Below are 19,404 nucleotides of genomic sequence, written 5' to 3' on the forward strand. Positions count from 1 at the left end.
TAAAAAGGCACTCGAAAGTGCCCTTAACGACATAACCTTACGCTTATGAAATGTGTTGAATCCCTTGAGGAATCGCCTGCAATAGACGTTTAGTGTAATCATGTTGAGGATGTGCATAGAGCTCATCCGAATTGGCAATTTCCACAACTTCTCCATGATTCATGACCATGACCTGATCAGAGATATACTTCACAACCGATAAGTCATGTGAAATAAAGATGTAACTGAGCCCGAACTCATCTTGTAAGTCTTGCAATAAGTTAAGTACCTGCGCTTGGACTGAAACATCGAGCGCCGAAACGGATTCATCACATATCAAAATTTCAGGCTTTAGCGTTAAACAACGTGCAATCGCAATACGTTGGCGTTGCCCACCAGAGAACTCATGCGGGTATCGATAATAAGCTTGTTCAGGTAAATTCACTCGTTCAAGTAAATTAAGCGCAATTTGTTTACGTTCAGCATCATCTTTACCAATACTATGAATTTGCATAGGCTCTAATAATATCTGCCCAATAGTAAAGCGTGGATTAAGAGAGGCATAGGGGTTTTGAAAAATGATCTGAATCTTTCGTTGATATTTGGCAAACTCTTTTTCAGTTAATGAAAGAATATCTTTACCTTCGATGAAAGCCTGCCCACCAGATGCCTGATGTAAGCGCATAAGTAATAGCCCAACAGTCGTTTTACCTGAACCTGACTCACCGACTAACCCCAAGGTTTTTCCTTTAGCAAGTTTAAAAGAAACTCCTTTAACGGCCTGAAACTCTTCTTTGCCAAATAGACCTTTACGGCTATAAAAGCTTTTCTTCAGGTCTTTTACTTCTAAGATGATTTGCTCATCCCCATTTAAGCCACGTTTGCGCTCGGGAATTTCTGAAGCATCAAAACTTTGTTCGACCAATATATTGTCTTCTTGACGCATAAAATCGCTTGTCACTGGTAAACGATAAGGTCGTTGTGACATTTGCGGGCGGCAATAGAGCAAAGCTCTCGTATATACATCTTTAGGTTGTTCTAAAACCTGTTCAGCAGCGCCTTGCTCTCTAATCTCACCATGACGCATCACAATAACTTTATCTGCAATTTCACCGACCAATGCCAAATCGTGAGTAATAAAAAGCATCGACATTTGACGGCGTTTACGCAATGACTCGAGTAAATCAATAATCTGTTTTTGGATGGTGACATCAAGTGCAGTAGTCGGCTCATCGGCAATGAGCAGTTTAGGCTCACACGCAATCGCCATAGCAATCATGACACGTTGTTGTTGACCACCCGAAAGTTGATTTGGATAGGCATCAATTTTAGTTTCAGGTGAAGGAATACCTACTTCTTTAAGCAACTCTAAAACGCGTTGTCGGGCCTGTTTACGGCTCAATCCCATATGCAAACACAACACTTCTGCAATTTGATTGCCAACCGTAAAAACAGGATTTAATGATGACATCGGCTCCTGAAAAATCATAGCAATATCTTTGCCACAAATTTTACGCATCTCTGTACGAGATAAGCTGAGCAAATCTTTACCTTCAAATATAATTTTACTTTGCTCATCAATTTTACTCTGACCTACAGGCAGTAAACCCATAGTTGCCAAAGAAGTAACCGATTTGCCGCTACCCGACTCACCTACTAAAGCAACCGTGGTGTTCTCTGGAATGTCAAAGCTAATTCCTTTTACGGTTTCAATATATTGTTTATCTTCACCTTTAAAACTTACTCGTAGATTTTTAACGTGCAATAACGGCGCATTCTTATTTTCATGTTCTGACATTAGGATTTCCTCTTATTTTAGTTTTGGATCTAATGCATCACGGAGTGCATCAGTAAACATTGAAAATGCCGTTACCAAAACAGCCATCGCGACAGAGGCCGCGACAAGCTGCCACCACTTGCCTAAAAGAAGTTCACTTTGTGCTTCATTTAACATGCTCCCCCAAGACACTACGCCTACTGGCACACCAAAACCTAAGAAACTCAAGATGACTTCAGATTTAATGAAAGACACCACCAAAATTGACATTTGGACCAAAGCGATATGGCTGACATTAGGGAAAATATGAATGAACATACGGCGGAAGTGTCCAACGCCAATTGCTTTAGCAGCTAGAACGTACTCACGTGCAGTATGTTTCATATATTCGGCACGAATTAAACGATAAACACCCGTCCAGCCCGTTAAACCTAAAATCAGAACAATGGATAAAATGCCTTTTTGTTGAAGTACGGCAGCAATAGCAAGCACTAATAATAAATATGGAATTGAGGTAAAAATGTTATAAAACCAGTTGAGAATATCATCCACCCAACCACCAAAATATCCAGAAATTGCGCCTAAAAGTGTACCGATGCCTACCGCAAGTAAAGCGGATATCACCCCAACAATAATTGATGTTTCAGCACCTTTAATAGTCTTTTTAAGGACATCTTGTCCCCATTTGTCAGCTCCAAATATAAGTGTGCTTTTAAGTTCACTTTGCTGATCAAGTAAATGTCCTCCCAGCTGCTGATCAATTGCTTTCATATCATCAGCTAAAGGGTCAACTACACCATAATAATCAATTGCACTTCCCGCACTCTTTTCTTGTTTAATTTCAGCCTTGAGTTGGTGAATTACATCTTTTAAAGGATCAACTGGATTTTCTGGTAACTCTTCTTCAATCGCTGCTTCATTTTGCCCTGCACCTGTTGTCTTATCTGCGCCTATAAATGTAGGTGGTGCATAACTTACTGCAACCTCTTTATTCCAGTCAGATGCAATCACACCCGTCATTGATAGAACCAAGATAATAAAATAAAGCAATACAATCACTAGCGATGACATTGCGATCTTGTCGGCCCGAAGACGACGCATGGCAAGTTTCCACAGGCCAGATGAATGAGCTTCGGCTTTTGTTTGTTGTTTTCTTTTTGATAAAACGCTCAGCATAGCCCACCTACTTCAACTGTACACGTGGATCAACCACTTTGTAGACCAAATCGGCAATCAGGTTAAAAATCATAGTTGCAGCGGCGATGTAAACTGTAATTGCCTTAATAACAGGAAAATCACTCCGCTCAACTGCAATAATCACCTCTCGACCAATCCCGGGAATACCAAAAAAACGTTCAATTAAAAATGCGCCTATGAGCAATGCAGGTAAAGTTGACATCACATCGGTAATAATAGGAATTGAAGCGTTCCGCAGTACATGTACACCTAAAATTCGGCTTTCACCTACACCTTTAGCACGTGCTGTTCGAACATAGTCCTGATTAATTTCATCAAGCACAAAGCTACGATATAAACGTAAAGTCGGTGCAATACTCACCACCAGCATGATTAGAATTGGTAGTAAGGCAAACTTAAATAAATTATCAGTAAAGCTATCGCTCCAGCCTTGTACAGGAAACCAACTTAGCTGATAAGCCAGAACATATTGAAAAACGATAATGTACACTAAGATGCTGATCGACATGCCGATGGTACATAACATCATGACCATACGGTCAGTTAGAGAACCACGTACAGCTGCAACAGCCAATGCCAAAATAATTGAAATAACCGTCTGTAAAATAGTCAGTGGAATTAAAAGCGTGAGCGATGGTCCTAATCGGGTTAAAATAATTTGGGAAACAGGTTCTCCAGTACTCCAACTCGCCCCATAGTCAAAAGTCAGTATTTGTTTAATGAAAATCCAGAGCTGAACGTAATAAGGCTGATCGACACCTAACTGCTTACGAATGTTTTCAATCTGCTCAGGATTAGACATCTTGCCCGCTAAAATATAAGCAGGATCGCCACCTACCCAGTTAAAAAGAATAAAAATAAGTAAGACTACCCCCAACATGGTTGGAATCATCTGCCATAAACGCCGAATAACATATGCAAGCATAGTGATAATTCCTTATTTAACCCGTTGTCCGGTAATTTCATTAAAGAACGCTTTGTTATCAGGTTCTCGGTCAAGGAAATCTTTAACTAATTCAGCTGCCGGTTTTTGGCTACCTTGTGACAAAATGGTTTGACGGTAACGCTGTCCAACTTGCGGGTTATTAAGGTTGTCCCCATAGGCAGAAAGCATGTCTAAAGCTAAAACCTCAGACCACATATAGCCGTAATAACCAGCTTGATAACCACCCATCAAATGCCCAAACTGCCCAGGAAACTCTGTTGTTGGTACATAACCTAACGCTGTAGCAGCTTCCATTTTTTGCCAATTTTCTAAAGGCTTTACTTCTAATGCATCGGCGGTATGTAATGACATATCGTACTGTGCATAAAGAGTTTGACGCGCATAACGCAAGCCGCGTCCATAGTTATGTACTGCTTTTAAACGAGCAATGAGTTCATCATCAACACGTGGACATGCTGGATCACAGTAATCAGCCACTTTAGATAAAGTCTCTTTACGGCGTGCCCACTCTTCATACATTTGAGACGGCGCTTCTACAAAATCACGCTCTACAGAGGTTCCAGACTGACTGGCATAACGTGTATTGGATAAAATGCCATGTAAGGCATGACCAAACTCATGAACAAAAGTTTCTAGCTCATCACTGTTTAAACCTTTACGGTTAAAATTGGTGACTAATGCTGAAACTGGTAATCGATTGGTTAAAGTGCTGCCACCATATACTCCCCAAACGGCGGCATGGCCATACTTCCCTTCACGAGGAAATTTATCCATATATAAGCCGCCAAGAAGCTTTCCTGTCTTTTTATCAACTACATCGTAATATTCAACTTCATCCTGCCATGCTTTAACTTTGACAGGTTTAAAATCAATACCATAAAGGTCAGATGAAATGGAAAATAACCATTTTTGAGAAGCTAAAGTGGGGAAATAATCACGAAGTTTTTCCTGATCAATCTGATATTTATTCTTACGAAGTTTTTCACTCCAGTAAGCTTCACTCCAACGTGTGATCTCGGTTTTTTCTAATGGCGTTTTTAAAGTTTGTGCTTTAAATGCACGGAGTTCTTCTACTTCTTTACGTTCAAGTGGTGCTACTGTTTTTTGGACTTCTGCTAAAAATTGATTTACAGCCTCAGGCGTTTTAGCCATACGGTCTTTTAAAACCCAATCTGCATAACTTGCTTTTCCAAATAACTGAGCAAGCTCATAACGCAAATCTATTGCCTGTTTAAGTAGTTTTAAATTTTGCTCAGTACCACGTCGAGTAAAGGCAATTTGATATCTTTTCCGAGCATCATCATTATCTGCCAACTCCATAAATGGACGATATTCAGGATATTCAAAACCTAATAAATAATTGCCTTTAGTATTTTTCTTTAATGCTGAAATATAACTTTGAGGTAAGCCTTTCATCTCTTCAGGAGTAAACTCAAGTTTTTCCGGATTATCTCGGACGTTACGTGCATATTCTTGTTCGAGTTTGGTCAACTCATCCAGAATGGCCTTCATTCGTGCACGCTTTACCGGTTCAAGTTGAACACCTGTGTCTTCAAACTGATCTAGAATATCTTGGCGGTATTTTTGGTCAATTGGGTCTGTTGTTTGTGTATTTTTAATTAAGTTATATAGCTTCGGGTTCTGAAATATATCAGTGTGAAACTGATTAATTTTAATTTCACAGTCTTCTGCTGCCTTACGTAACTTTGCATCTGGGTCTACATTACTATATAGACTTATCGGACCTGAGAAATCTTCAAAATGCGCAAAAATTTTATCCCATTTTGCCAATATAGGTGCCGCTGCTGCATTATCTTTAACAGGCGTTTTTTCAAAAATAGTAATCTGTTGTTGAATCTTTTTTAAATTAGCATCACACCATGCTGGGAGCTGTTGTGCTTTAAGTAATGGCAAAGTAGGACGTGTTGTCTCTGCCGTTGCAAACTGACTTATACCTATGGTCAACATACATAAAGTTGTCATTTTCAATGCATTATTTTTCATCATATCTCCAATTTTTTTCATTTAATGATTAGATTTAGTATGTGTATCGATATCAAAATACATCCACTCAGCATGTAAAATTGGATGCTTTTTATATCCGATGATTTGTGGTTGAGCCAGCATATTTCGGTAGCGTGCATAAGAGACCTGAACAGGCATATACACTTCTAATAAACGTGTCATTTTTCGATAAAGTGCATCTCTCTCAGGACCTGCTTGCATTTGTTGTGTCTGACGATATAACTGATCAAACTCTGGTGTCGAACCACAAGACCAGTTCGTCATATGCGTATTGGGTCCATAAAAATTCTGCATAAAATTATCCCCATCTGGATAATCGGCGATCCATGCAGAAGAACCAAACATACCTTCACATTGTTTTTGCGCTCGAATGAGGTCTGCAAAAAGCATGGGTTTAAAGACCATGCGAATATTTAAACTATCAAAGTTCTTTTTCCAAAGTTCAGCACTTTGCTGCCCAATGCTGTCACTGCGCGCCATATATTCAATGACGAGAGGCTTGCCATTTGGTTGTGTACGCCAACCTGAAGCATCTTTTTTATAGTGATATCGATCTAATAGTAAATTTGCTGCTTTAACAGAATATGGCGTGCTACTTCTATACTGTGGATCGTTACCCACTACCCCTGGTGGAACTGGAAAAACTAAACGTTGAGCATCATCATTTCTTACTAATTTAATTTCTTGATCTATTGAACGAGACATTGCTATCGCCCGGCGTAAAGCAATCTTTTCTTTACTCATTCCACCAACGACCGGATTCTTAAGATTCCAATAGATATAGCTAATTTCAGGATCAACAATACGAGATAGCTGGACACCTTCTTTAGCAAGTTCAGGTCTTAATTTACCGTCTTTAATTGCTTTTGCGACCAGTTGACCTTCAAGCTGAAATATATCAATTTCACCACGCTGAAATGCCAGCCATCGCGATTGATTTTCTTCCATAACCTGAATATCAATTGTGCCTATTTGAGGCATTTTTTTACCTTTAAGGCGTTTTACAATTGCCTCATCCTCAGGACTACTTGCAGCAAAGTTCCAAGTAAAACCACGGAAATCAGGATTCGCTTTTAAAACAATACGTGATGCTGGTACCCATTTACTGAGTACATAAGGTCCAGTCCCTACAGGATGGCCCATTACATAACCTGCTTTATCTTTATATTTTTCGATGACTTCACGTGCCACCGCACCTGTAGGGTCATGTGCCAGTAACAAAGGAAAGTTATAATCTGGCTTAACTAAACGAATCACCAAGGTATATCTATCTGGTGTTTGTAAACCAATAACTTTTTGGTCATAGTTAAATTTTCCAGTTTTATTGGCTGCATTTATTAATGCATTCATACCTTCAATTTTATTCTCTAACAACCAGCTATTTGGAGAACGTAAATTCGGGTCCAATAAACGCTTAAAAGAGTACGCATAATCATTGGCGGTTAATTCTCGTGGTTTACCTTTAAAAACAGGGTCCTGTGTAAAATAAACACCCTTTTTTATATGAATGGTATAGGTCAAACCATCGGCACTGACTTCTGGCAGGGCTGTGGCTATTTTCGGAACGAGTTTTGCTGGCCTTGCTAAGTAATCATAGGTATATAAAGTTTCAAATATTGAAGTGGTTACATGTGCCGAATATAGATCATGGATATAAGCTGGGTCGAAACCTGTTTCTGCTGTCGGGAATACATAACGTAGAATTTTATTGGGATCGGCTGGGCTTTTAGCATATAGAGCTGTAGAACCAGTTAATGCCATGCTAGCAAGTAAAAAACCGACACCACAATGCTTGAGCTGTTTTATTAAATTTTCAGTCATATTTATCTTTATCTAAAATTATTTTTTAACAGGGGTAATATCAAGATATTGCCAGTTCGTATTCATCATTGGGTGGGGTTTAAAACCCTGAACTTGTGGCCGTATCAACCAATTACGAATTCGCGTGACATGAATAATCCAAGGATTATCAGCTTCAATCTGGCGGTTAAGCTTTTCGTAATATGGTAGACGTTGTTGGGGCGGTAAATGAGTGGCTTTATTATAAAGAGCATCGTATGTTTTAGACTGGTAACAAGCATGGTTTCCCTGACCAGCATTTGGTCCATACAGTAATTGTGCAAAATTATCTCCCTCAGGATAGTCAGCAATCCATGCGCCACTCCAAATCATATATTTACATTGAGTTGCGGCTTTTAAGTTATCTGCAAAATTACTCACCTTAAAGTCAGCTCGAATGCCAATCGCATCCAGATTCTTTTTCCAGAGTTCGGAGTGGATAACTGAGGCCGAGCTATTTTCTGTATTAATTTTTAAAATTAAAGGTTTTCCGTTTGGCTGGGTTCTATAACCATCAGCACCTTTTTTATAACCATAATAATCAAGTAATTTATTTGCCAATAACGGATTGTACCCTACACTACTTTTATATTTAGGGTTATAGCCATTTACACCTTCAGGTATAAACATTTCTGCTCTAACTGCTTGCCCTTTATAAGCCTGTTTTATACTTTCTTTTTGATTGTACGATAAAGTAATTGCTCTACGCAGAGCTATCTTTTCCGGGTTAAAACCACCAATGACCGGATCACGCATGTTCATCATCGTATAGGTAATTTCAGGCTCTTTATATGGAAAGTGTTTAATTCCTCTTTTTTGAAAAGAAGTCTTAAGTTGATTTCCATCTAAAGCTTGAGGAACAGCATCTGCTGTAAGTCTGTCAAAATCTAATTGACCCGACTGAAAAGCTAACCACCGTGACTGTTGCTCTTCAATAATACTGACCACCACCTTGCCAACTTGCGGCATTTTCTTACCGCTCATTTCTTTAATAAGCTGGTTATCCCACGGCGTGCCTGTTGACTTAAAATTCCAGACAAAACCTCGATAATCAGGATTGGCAACTAATTCGACCTTACTTCTTGGAACATATTTACTTAACATGTAAGGTCCTGTACCAACTGGATGCATGCCAATACGATCACCGTAATAGTCAACAACCTCTTTAGCAACGCCACCAAAGGTAATATAGGCAAGAATATAAGGAAAGTTGAAGTCTTGGCGAGTGAGAGTAAATTGCAGAGTATAGCGATCCAGCGCTTTAAGCCCTGCAATTGGCACAGCATAATCAAATTTCCCTGTTTTTTTTGCTTGAGCTACAACTACATCAGCCCCTACCAATTTTCCATCCAGAAAAGAAACAGAAGGCGCTCTGTTTTTGGGGTCTAAAATACGTTTAATTGAATAGACATAGTCTTCAGCTACTAGCTCACGGCGCTTACCTTTAAAAGCAGGGTCCGCAGTAAAATAAATACCGGGTTTAATTTTAAATGTATAAACTTTACCATCTTGTTCGACTTTAGGCAGGCTTTCAGCCGTATAAGGAACTAACTGTACAGGACGAGCTAAATAATCATATTTGAGTAAAGGCTCAAATATGGCTTCCGCAATACTCGCGCTATAGAAATTAGTTGTCTTGACCATATCAAAGCCATCATCTGGGGCTTCATAGGCAACGTGCAAAATTTTGTTTGGTTGTGCTGGCGTAATTGCGTAAGCACAAGGGATTGATGTAATAGCCAGACTTAAAATGGCGAGCTTAAAAAATTTTAATTTCAAGTTCATACCCACGTAATTAGTTTTTTTAAAAGATATTATCCTTTTGAGTAACATCTAAATCTGCATAAGAAAAGTTCTTTTTCGACAGATAGGCCTATTTAGGTCTTAAAATTCACTTTCCTTTATCATCTTTTTTATTTGATCAAATGGAAAAATAAACTCAAATACCTAGAGTTTTATAACTATTGAATATAAAGCGAATTTCATGCCATTTATTAATATCCATCTTAAAATATTTTAAAATATTAAAAATTCATATTTTTATTAGATACTTAAAAACATTTGAACTATATAAATAAAAGTAACTTTTTGCCAAATATTATATTCATATAAGTTAATCATCTCACACCTTAAATGCACAAATAAAATACATTAAAAATTAATTATGATCCACATTAGAACCAGCTTACTTTACACATAATTTTTTAATAATTTATTGATTAATAATTAAATTGTAATCAAACCACATAACTATAGATATTATAACATTACCTATTCAAAAGCTCTAAAACGATACATTTTTATTTAATAAGCATGTGAAGAGTCTAGTAATGTATATTTTTTACACAAATAAATTTGAAACTTTTCGCCACCATCAAAAATTTTTCCAAATGGAAAATTTATTTTTATCTCAAAAAAGCTAAAGCACCCTACTCAACCATAATAAAATCAATATATATCAATATTTTGCATAAACTAAAAAAAGAAAAATATATAGTTGGCACTTGCTTTGCTTAAAAACTTTCCAGCAATATCGCTAACGACAACAAAAAGGGATCAAATCCACGATGAAAAAAAAATACAATGTTCGATCTCAGGTAACCCCCAAGATTGGCAAAACAATTCTTAAATTAAGCACCCTTAGTTTAAGCATGATGTGTCTTACCATGGCACAAGCAGCAGAAACAGAACAATCAAGCAATGATGATAAACCCGTCAAAGTTGTAAAAGTTGCTGTGACAGGCTCTTCAATCAAGGGAGTTGCAGCTCAAAGTGCTTCACCCATTACTATCGTAAAAGTCGAAGAAATTTTAAAACAAGGGGTAACTACCACTGAAGAAGCCTTAGCCAAAATTAGTGCAAACCAATCCAATTTTGTTACTGCCAGTAACGTGGGGGCAAGTAAAACAGCTGGTTCAGCGGCAAACTTGAGAGCCTTAGGTGCCAATAAAACACTTGTTTTACTTAATGGCCGTCGATTGGCTGCAAATGCCTATGATAGTGGTGTCACAAACTTAAATATTATTCCGCTCGCAATGTTAGACCGTATTGAAGTTCTAAGAGATGGTGCCTCTTCCATTTATGGAACAGATGCAATTGGCGGGGTAATTAACTTCATTACCAAAAAGCAATTTACAGGACTTAATTTAACCGCAGGCTATCAAAAACCAGAAGAAAAAGGTGGTGAACAACAAGACTACAGTATCTTTGGCGGCTTCGGTGATTTAGACGAAAATGGCTATAACGTTTTTGGTGTAGTGGACTATCGCAAAGGCGATGATGTTATGGCTAAAGACCGCAAAGTTAGTCGGCGCGGTGGAATATTACCTGAGTTAGGTGTAAATAGGACAAGTAGTGGCTCGTTTCCTGCTAATGTCCCAGGTTTAGGTAATCCCTATGCTTCCACAGGCTGTGGTAATAATCCTCTTAATAGTAACGATGATGGAACCTGTCGATACAACAGCCAAGCAGTGATTGGTATTGTGCCAAAAACAGAAGACATCTCAGCTATGGGCCGAGCTACTTTTAAACTGAACGATAACTTTAATGCGATTGCAGAGTATTTATATGCAAGAAGTGAAGTCACTACTTCAGTTGCGCCCGATGTATTTTTTGATCTGACGCTTGACCCTAGTAGTAAATATTATCCAGGAAACGGCATAACTCCAGCTTTAGCAGGCGCTAAGGGAACTATTCCTCTATATCTGCGTTCACAATCGGGGAATCGTATAAGTAACAGTATTAACCAATCACATAGATTGTTTGCTGGTATTGAGGGTGAAACTCATGGTTGGGATATTAATTCAGGCGTTACCTATGCGCATAGTAGTGCATCGGATGCTATCGTAAGTGGCTATTTAAACTTTGATAAAACACAAGAAGCTTTAAACAATGGTATTTTAAACCCATTTGGACCACAAAACCCTGAAGATGCTAATGTATGGAATGAGTTAGGAGTTGAAGGTAAATACTTAAAAGCCAACCTAGATACAACTACCGTTGATTTCACTGCAAGCCGACCTATATTTAAATTACCAGCTGGAGATGTTGGTTTTGCAGTTGGAGCAAGTTATCGTTATGAAGACTGGACTTCAAAAGTCGTTACTGATGTTGCTCGAGTGGCGCCTAGTACAGGTGTCGATCCTGATGAACCAGTAAATACTGGTGATCGTAATATTAAATCGGTATTTACCGAATTTCATATCCCACTTCTTAAAACTTTAGAAGCTCAAATTGCCGCTCGTTATGATGACTACAATGATTTTGGCGATACGTTTAATCCAAAATTTGCACTTCGTTGGGAACCCATTAAACAATTAATGTTCCGTACAACTTATAGCACAGGCTTCAGAGCTCCAACACTTTGGGAAGTTAATGGTGCAAATTCAATAACTAATACAGGTGCAGCATATGACGATCCAGTACTTTGCCCAGGTGGAGTTGTACAACCAGGAGGGCAAAAAGAACGCGATTGTAATATGCAATTCGACAGACAAAATGGAGGTAATAAAACTCTAGATCCAGAAGAATCAAAGTCTTTTACTGCAGGTTTAGTATTTGAACCAATTAAAAATTTAGCGTTTACTCTCGACTATTTCAATATTGAAGTCGACAAGCAAATTGCTACACTTTCGGAAACTGCTATTTTTAATGATCCTGTGAAATATGCAGACAAATTTGTACGTAATCCTGATGGCTCATTAGATTATATTATTACAACACAACAAAACTTAGGTGGAATTAAAACTTCAGGTTTCGACGTTGGCTTAAGTTGGGTTTCTCCAATGACTGCTACAGGTCGATTCGGTTTCAACATTGATGGTACATATATAACAGACTACAAATACCAAGCCGAGCCAGATGGAGAATGGATAGATGTTGCCGGTTCATATAGCGGCTTAGACTATCAATCTATTATTCTGCGATGGAAACATACTGCAAACCTAAATTGGAATTATGAAAACTGGGCTTTAAACCTGCAACAAAACTTCTCTCGTGGGTACCAAGATCAAAACGCTAATGACCAAAACCATAGAGTCAGCGACTATACAACATATAACATTTCAGGCACTTATAAAGGCTTTAAAAATCTAGAAGTGACCGCTGGTATTAAAAATATTTTTGATGAAGACCCTCCTGCATCTAATGTAATTGATAACTTTCAAATGGGATATGACCCACGTTACGCAGATCCTTTAGGACGTACCTACTTTGTCCGAGGTACATATAAGTTCTAAATGGTTGTTCTGCAAACATGACTTTAAACATCGTGTTTGCAGAACAAATACTCATTCTTAGCCAAACAGTCATTTAAAAAATTGTTTGTCTACAGTTTCAGGAGTAACTATGGGCATGACTTTTACAGACATAGAAAATAAATCTGCAAAGCGCCTTATTGGTATTGCCGCAGTACTTTTTCTGCATCTTATTGTTGCCTATATTCTGATGTCAGGTTTAGCAAACAATATTCAAAAACCAGCAGAAAAACCTGTGGAATTACAAATTATTCAAGATATTAAACCACCTCCTCCACCTAAACCGGAGGAGCCAAAACCTAAGGAAAAACCGCCTGAGCCACCTAAAATGGTAGAAAAAGTTGCCAAAGTTCCTGAGCCGCCTAAACAAGTAGAGAAAGTAGCGACACCGGTACAAAAAACGACACCAGTAGCTCAACCAACTAAAGTTGCTACCCCAGCTCCTGCTGCACCTAGCACCCCATCACCAAGTCCTGTTGCTGCACCAGCTCCAGTGGCAGCGGCCCCAGCTCCTAAACCAGCTGGCGTAACTCGCGGTGTTTCGGAAGGTTCTGCTGGATGTGAAAAACCGGAATATCCTCGTGAAGCACTGATGAATGAAGAACAAGGTACGGTGCGTATACGTGTTTTGGTTGATACTTCAGGCAAAGTCATTGATGCCAAAGTAAAAAAATCAAGTGGCAGCAAAACTTTAGATAAAGCAGCAACTAAAGCTTACAGCTTATGTACATTCAAACCAGCAATGAAAGATGGCGTGCCTCAGCAAGACTGGTATGAAATTGAATATCCATTCGTAATTGAATAAACAATTGAATTAGTAAGAAATTAAAAAATATTGGAGATAATATGATGAAAAAATCAACTCAACCGCTAGTACGTTTCGCTTCTGCAAGTTTAATCGCAGCTTGCTCATTACTTCCATTAAACTCGGTTTTTGCAGAAGAAACGAGTAATGCTCCTGTGGCAACAGCAACCGCTGAAGCTACTTCAAATGCAAATACTCCAACTCCACCACCGAAACCAGCAACAAGCGAAACTGTTAAAAACCCTTATGGTCTAGAAGCGCTTTGGCGTGAAGGAGACTTAGTCGCTAAATCCACCTTATTTATATTAGTACTAATGTCTATTGGCACGTGGTACATCATTATTTCAAAATTCTTACAACAAGCTAAAGTAAAACGACAAGGCAAAGAGGCAGAGAAAAGTTTTTGGGAAGCAACTTCACTAGATAATGCAGCTGATAATTTAGAACAAAGTAGCGCATATCGCTTTATTGCAGAAAAAGGCATTAACTCAACTAAATCGCACGGCGGCTCTTTACTTGAGCGAATCGATTTTAATACATGGGTGAGCATATCAATTCAACGTGCAATTGAAAAAATACAAAATCATTTAGGTGGTGGTTTAGCTTTCTTAGCAACAGTTGGATCAACGGCACCCTTTGTTGGTCTTTTTGGTACGGTTTGGGGAATTTATCACGCATTAACAGCCATCGGGATCTCAGGTCAGGCCTCTATTGATAAAGTTGCTGGTCCTGTCGGTGAAGCTTTAATTATGACAGCTATTGGTCTTGCAGTCGCAGTACCCGCTGTACTTGGTTACAACTGGCTAACTCGCCGTAATAAAGCCGTTATGGAAAATGTTCGTTCATTTGGTTCAGATTTACACGCAGTTTTATTAAGCGGAGAAATTAGTACCAATAATTCGGTTAATCGCAGCATTAAATAACGAGGAGCAAACGTTATGGGTATGAGTGTTGGTTCTGAAGATGACGATGAAATGATTGGTGCAATTAATACGACGCCTCTGGTTGATGTCATGTTGGTTTTACTTATTATTTTCTTAATTACGATTCCGGTAGTTACACATACGGTTCCAGTGAAACTGCCAGAAGAAAAAAATACTCCATATGCCACCACACCTGAAAATATTCAACTTTCTGTGAACAAGAAAGGAGATATTTTCTGGAATGAAAGCTATGTGCCTAATAAAGAAATATTGCTATCAAAGCTTCAAGCAGTTGCGCAAAAAAGGCCTCAGCCAGAAGTTCATATTCGTGGAGATCAACTTACTCATTTTGAGGCGATAGATCAGGTCATTAGTACGACCAAACAAGCTGGTATAGGCAAAATTGCATTTGTTACTACCCCACCAGCCTCCCAGTAATTATTTTAAGGAGAATTTTATGGGTATGAATGTCGGTTCAAATAATGATGACGATGTGATGTTAGAGGTCAACATGACACCTCTTATTGATGTCATGTTGGTACTTATTATTATGTTCATTATTACCATCCCTGCACCAAACAACGCGATTAATATTAATTTGCCAAACGGCACACCGCCACCAACAAATGAAAAGCCACCTGAAGTGATTGATGTAAGAATTGACGCAGCAGGTAAAGTTTTTTGGAATAACCAGCAGGTTTCAGACCGCACTGCACTAGAGACTTTATTTCAAAGTGTGGTTGCTAAAAAAGATCAAGACCAGATCAAACTTAAACCAGATCAAATGGCTGAATATAAGAATGTAGCGATGGTCATGGCTACAGCGCAGCGTTTAGGTGTCACCAAAATTGGAATTGTGAGTAATAGTTAAGTCATACATTTAATTTATTCTTTCAAATAAAAAAGCCTCCGAAGAGGCTTTTTTTTATGACAGGTTAAAATTAGTCACCTGTATAACCTTTTAACTTTAAACGAGCAGCATGAAGTAACGGCTCAGTATAACCTGAAGGCTGTTCACAACCTTTAAAGATGAGGTCAGAAGCTGCTTGGAAAGCAATATTAGTTTCAAAGTTAGCTGCCATTGGCTTATACAATGGGTCATTTGCATTTTGCTCATCAACAATTTTTGCCATGCGTTTAAGCACCTCTTCAACTTGTTCACGAGTCACGATACCGTGACGTAACCAGTTTGCAACGTGTTGAGAAGAAATACGTAATGTTGCACGGTCTTCCATTAAGCCCACGTTGTTAATATCAGGAACTTTCGAACAACCCACGCCTAAGTCAACCCAACGAACAACGTAACCTAAAATACCTTGGCAGTTATTTTCAAGCTCATTGTTGATTTCTTCTGCTGACCAGTTTGTTTCTGGTGCAAACGGAGGAGTCAATAAGTCATCTAATGACAACATTTCTTCAGCTTTCAACTGATCTTGACGTGCTTTAACATTCACTTGATGGTAATGCATCGCATGAAGTACTGCACCTGCTGGAGATGGAACCCAAGCACATGAAGCACCCGCATTTGGATGTGCAGCTTTAGTTGCCAACATATCTTTCATGCTATCTGGTTTTGGCCACATGCCTTTACCAATCTGTGCTTTACCTTGTAAACCAGTCTTCAAACCAATTGCAACGTTACGGTTTTCATAAGCAGCAATCCATTTTTGTGTTTTTACAGCTTCTTTACGAACAACTGGTGCAGCTTCCATTGAAGTATGAATTTCATCACCAGTACGGTCCATGAAACCAGTATTAATAAAGATTGTGCGGTCTTTTGCAGCAGCAATACAGTTTTTCAAGTTTACAGATGTACGGCGCTCTTCATCCATAATACCGATTTTTAACGATTTAGGTGGTAAGCCAATCGCTTGTTCAGCACGTTCAAATACCTCTACAGCAAACGCAACTTCTTCTGGACCATGCATTTTTGGTTTAACAATATACATAGAACCTTTACGAGAGTTCTTATTCTCGTTTTCACTACGGATGTCTGCAACTGATAACAATGGTGTTACCAATGCATCCATAATACCTTCAAAAATCTCTTCACCATCTACCAAAATAGCTGGGTTAGTCATCAAGTGTCCTACGTTACGAAGTAACATAAGTGAACGACCATGAAGTTTTGTAGTGCCACCAATTAAGTTTTTAATTTCGCGATCTTTATTTAAATCACGAACAATCGTTTTACCATTTTTCTCGATAGATTCTTGAAGCGTACCCTTCATTAAACCTAACCAGTTACGGTAACCTTCAACTTTTTCTTCAGCATCTACTGCCGCGACAGAATCTTCTAAATCCTGAATAGTAGTTACAGCTGCTTCGAATGTTAAATCTTTAACACCCGCTAAATCAGTTTGACCAATTGGGCTAGATGCATCAATTTCTATAATGACATGAAGACCATTACTTAAAAGAACAACTTCTGTAGGGTTCGCTTCTTCACCGTTGAAACCAACGAACTGAGCTTCATGAGCTAAACCTGTTTTTAAACCATCTTTCAAAGTCACAACAAGTTTATTTTGCTCAATCGCATATTTTGTCGCATCTGCATGTGAGCCTTGTGCAAGTGGGAAAACTTCATTTAAGAAGTTTTTAGCGAACTCAATCACTTTTGCACCACGTACAGGGTTATATCCTTTACCTTTTTCAGCTCCACCTTCTTCAGAAATTACATCGAAGCCGTAAAGTGCATCATATAAAGAACCCCAACGAGCATTTGCTGCGTTTAAGCTATAACGTGCATTACGTACAGGTACAACTAACTGCGGCCCTGCCAATAATGCAATTTCTTCATCAACGTTTTCAGTTGTAATTTGAAAGTCTTCAACTTCTGGCAATAAATAACCAATTTCTGTTAAGAACGCCTTATAAGCACCTAATTCAAATTTATTGTTGCGATGCCATTCATCAATTTTTGCTTGTAATTCATCACGCTTAGCCAATAATGCTTTATTTTTTGGGCTAAGATCGACAACAACTTGCTCAAAGTTCTTCCAGTAAGTTTCACTATCTAAACCAGAACCTGGTAAAGCTTCATTTTCGATAAAATCGTAAAGTTCTTTAGCAATCGCTAACTTGCCTTTTTGAATACGTGCAGTCATTGTCTTTCCTGAAGTTGCTACTTTTTATACCAAGAGAATCCTAGTATACCGATTTAAATTAAGCTGAATACTAATATCACATTCCTAAATAGTGAGCATTTTCCCTTGTAAGAATATTGACAAAGATAAATTTCTCTATATAGGAAATATTAAAATTCTAACTAGGATTCCCAACAATTTATTCAATATTTAAAGATACTGAAACTAGACTTTTTGTTAACAGACAAAAAATTTCACTATCTTATTTTTCTAAAGCGTATTTAGTTATATCAAACTTTGCAGCATGAAAAAGCATTATTTAACTAAATTTATCTATTTTTGTTGAAAAAAAAGCGCCCTATATAGAGCGCTTTTCATATCTATTTTTTATGCGTTTTTAGCTTCATCAATATAGCGATGTTCTGAATGCAAATATTCATCCGATTGCATTTCCAATAAACGCGAACGTGTACGTTCAATTTCAAAGGCTAATTTTTCACCTTGATAAATATCAATAATACTATCTTGCGAAGTTAAAAGTAATTTTACTCCACGATCATAAAACTCATCGACTAAGTAGATAAAACGACGTGTTCCTTCAGACAAGAAATCTGTTAAATGCGGAACATTACTTACCAGAACCGTATTATAGATATTTGCAATTTCGATAAAATCTGCTGGACTGCGTGGTTTAAAGCACAGTTCAGAAAACTCACACCACAACACATCTTCTGTATGTCCCAGAGTCTCGACCACACGATTATTAATCACAATCGGCTCTTGAGAATGAGCTTGTGTGTGAGTTAAAGCGCTAAAACGTTCCGCCATCCAGCTTTGGACTTCATTACTTAATGGTGATTTAAATAATTGAGCTTGTTTTAAGACACGTAAACGATAATCCACACCTGCATCTACGTTTAAAACAGTACAGTTCTTTTTAACCATTTCAATTGTTGGCAAGAAACGGTCACGATGAATACCATTTTTATATAAACCGTCTGGTGCAATGTTTGATGTAGCAATCAATGTCACGCCACGAACAAACAATTTTTGGAATAAATCACTCAAGATCATTGCATCAGTTACATTTGATACAAAAAACTCATCAAAACAAATAACGACTGCATCTTTATAAATTTGGTCAGCCACAATTTCAAGTGGATTACGTTGACCAGAAAGCTTGTTTAATTCTTTATGAACATGTTGCATGAAATGATGAAAATGCATACGCGTTTTACGACGAAATGGCACTGACTCATAAAATTGATCCATAAGCCAAGTTTTTCCACGACCTACTCCACCCCACATATAAACACCTTTAGGTGAAGTTTGGCGGCGAAAACGACGGAAAGCTTTTTTAGAGGCTTTATAACGGTTTAAAAGTTCTTTCCATACACGGTCTAATTCTTGCACTGCCTGTGCTTGCGCTTCATCTGCCATAAACTGGCCTGAAGCTAAAGCCTCAGCATAGCGTTCTGCTGGGGAAGAAGGTGAGAATGCAGTACTATGAGAAGATTTTAAATTTAACATATCGTTTTATTTCAATTTTAACTGATAGGAGTATAGCGAACA

Annotated in this window: 13 protein-coding genes and 1 pseudogene; 6 read left to right on the forward strand and 8 right to left on the reverse strand. The window is 38.2% G+C overall.

What is annotated here, in order from left to right; genetic code table 11:
• Positions 1–43 precede the first annotated feature (43 nt).
• From ACS604_RS02415 to ACS604_RS02440, 6 genes are read right to left on the reverse strand one after another with little or no spacing between them, the layout of a single operon-like run.
• Positions 44–1,777: an ABC transporter ATP-binding protein gene (locus tag ACS604_RS02415; RefSeq protein WP_474769846.1), complete on the reverse strand. Its 1,734-nt coding sequence runs from the start codon at positions 1,775–1,777 to the stop codon at positions 44–46.
• 12 nt (positions 1,778–1,789) lie between these two features.
• The gene (locus ACS604_RS02420) at positions 1,790–2,932 is read right to left on the reverse strand and encodes an ABC transporter permease (protein WP_151962705.1); all 1,143 of its coding nucleotides are present in this window, start codon (positions 2,930–2,932) and stop codon (positions 1,790–1,792) included.
• A 7-nt stretch (positions 2,933–2,939) separates the two neighbouring features.
• Positions 2,940–3,878 (reverse strand): ABC transporter permease, encoded by a 939-nt coding sequence (locus ACS604_RS02425; RefSeq protein WP_005304778.1) that lies wholly within the window; start codon positions 3,876–3,878, stop codon positions 2,940–2,942.
• Between the two features lie 12 nt (positions 3,879–3,890).
• Positions 3,891–5,924, reverse strand: coding sequence for a M3 family metallopeptidase (locus tag ACS604_RS02430; RefSeq protein ID WP_474769847.1), 2,034 nt, complete (start codon positions 5,922–5,924; stop codon positions 3,891–3,893).
• Entirely contained in the window at positions 5,925–7,745 is a 1,821-nt protein-coding gene (locus ACS604_RS02435; RefSeq protein WP_474769849.1) for an ABC transporter substrate-binding protein, read from the reverse strand.
• A gap of 18 nt (positions 7,746–7,763) precedes the next feature.
• Complete coding sequence (locus ACS604_RS02440) at positions 7,764–9,554, reverse strand: ABC transporter substrate-binding protein (RefSeq protein ID WP_474769851.1); 1,791 nt, start codon at positions 9,552–9,554, stop codon at positions 7,764–7,766.
• A 160-nt stretch (positions 9,555–9,714) separates the two neighbouring features.
• Here ACS604_RS02440 and ACS604_RS02445 point away from each other — a divergent pair.
• The 6 genes and pseudogenes from ACS604_RS02445 to ACS604_RS02470 form a co-directional block, all read left to right on the forward strand.
• A pseudogene (locus tag ACS604_RS02445) lies at positions 9,715–9,783 on the forward strand (hypothetical protein); the annotation flags it as partial.
• Between the two features lie 547 nt (positions 9,784–10,330).
• Entirely contained in the window at positions 10,331–13,000 is a 2,670-nt protein-coding gene (locus tag ACS604_RS02450) for a TonB-dependent receptor (RefSeq protein WP_474769853.1), read from the forward strand.
• 109 nt (positions 13,001–13,109) lie between these two features.
• On the forward strand, positions 13,110–13,823 hold the full coding sequence (locus ACS604_RS02455) for an energy transducer TonB (RefSeq protein ID WP_005304763.1): 714 nt from the start codon (positions 13,110–13,112) through the stop codon (positions 13,821–13,823).
• A gap of 41 nt (positions 13,824–13,864) precedes the next feature.
• On the forward strand, positions 13,865–14,746 hold the full coding sequence (locus ACS604_RS02460; RefSeq protein ID WP_004792695.1) for a MotA/TolQ/ExbB proton channel family protein: 882 nt from the start codon (positions 13,865–13,867) through the stop codon (positions 14,744–14,746).
• Positions 14,747–14,761: 15 nt separating this feature from the next.
• Complete coding sequence (locus ACS604_RS02465; protein ID WP_004792697.1) at positions 14,762–15,184, forward strand: ExbD/TolR family protein; 423 nt, start codon at positions 14,762–14,764, stop codon at positions 15,182–15,184.
• A 19-nt stretch (positions 15,185–15,203) separates the two neighbouring features.
• Entirely contained in the window at positions 15,204–15,617 is a 414-nt protein-coding gene (locus ACS604_RS02470; RefSeq protein ID WP_004792699.1) for an ExbD/TolR family protein, read from the forward strand.
• Positions 15,618–15,687: 70 nt separating this feature from the next.
• On the opposite strand, the gene ACS604_RS02475 is transcribed toward ACS604_RS02470, so the two are convergent.
• Both ACS604_RS02475 and zapE read right to left on the reverse strand, forming a co-directional pair.
• A complete protein-coding gene (locus ACS604_RS02475) occupies positions 15,688–17,853 on the reverse strand; it encodes a malate synthase G (protein WP_474769855.1) in 2,166 nt (721 codons plus the stop codon).
• Positions 17,854–18,219: 366 nt separating this feature from the next.
• Positions 18,220–19,362: a cell division protein ZapE gene (gene zapE / locus ACS604_RS02480; protein WP_474769857.1), complete on the reverse strand. Its 1,143-nt coding sequence runs from the start codon at positions 19,360–19,362 to the stop codon at positions 18,220–18,222.
• Between the last annotated feature and the right edge of the window lie 42 nt (positions 19,363–19,404).

Source organism: Acinetobacter sp. Li1LvA2 (assembly GCF_056156705.1).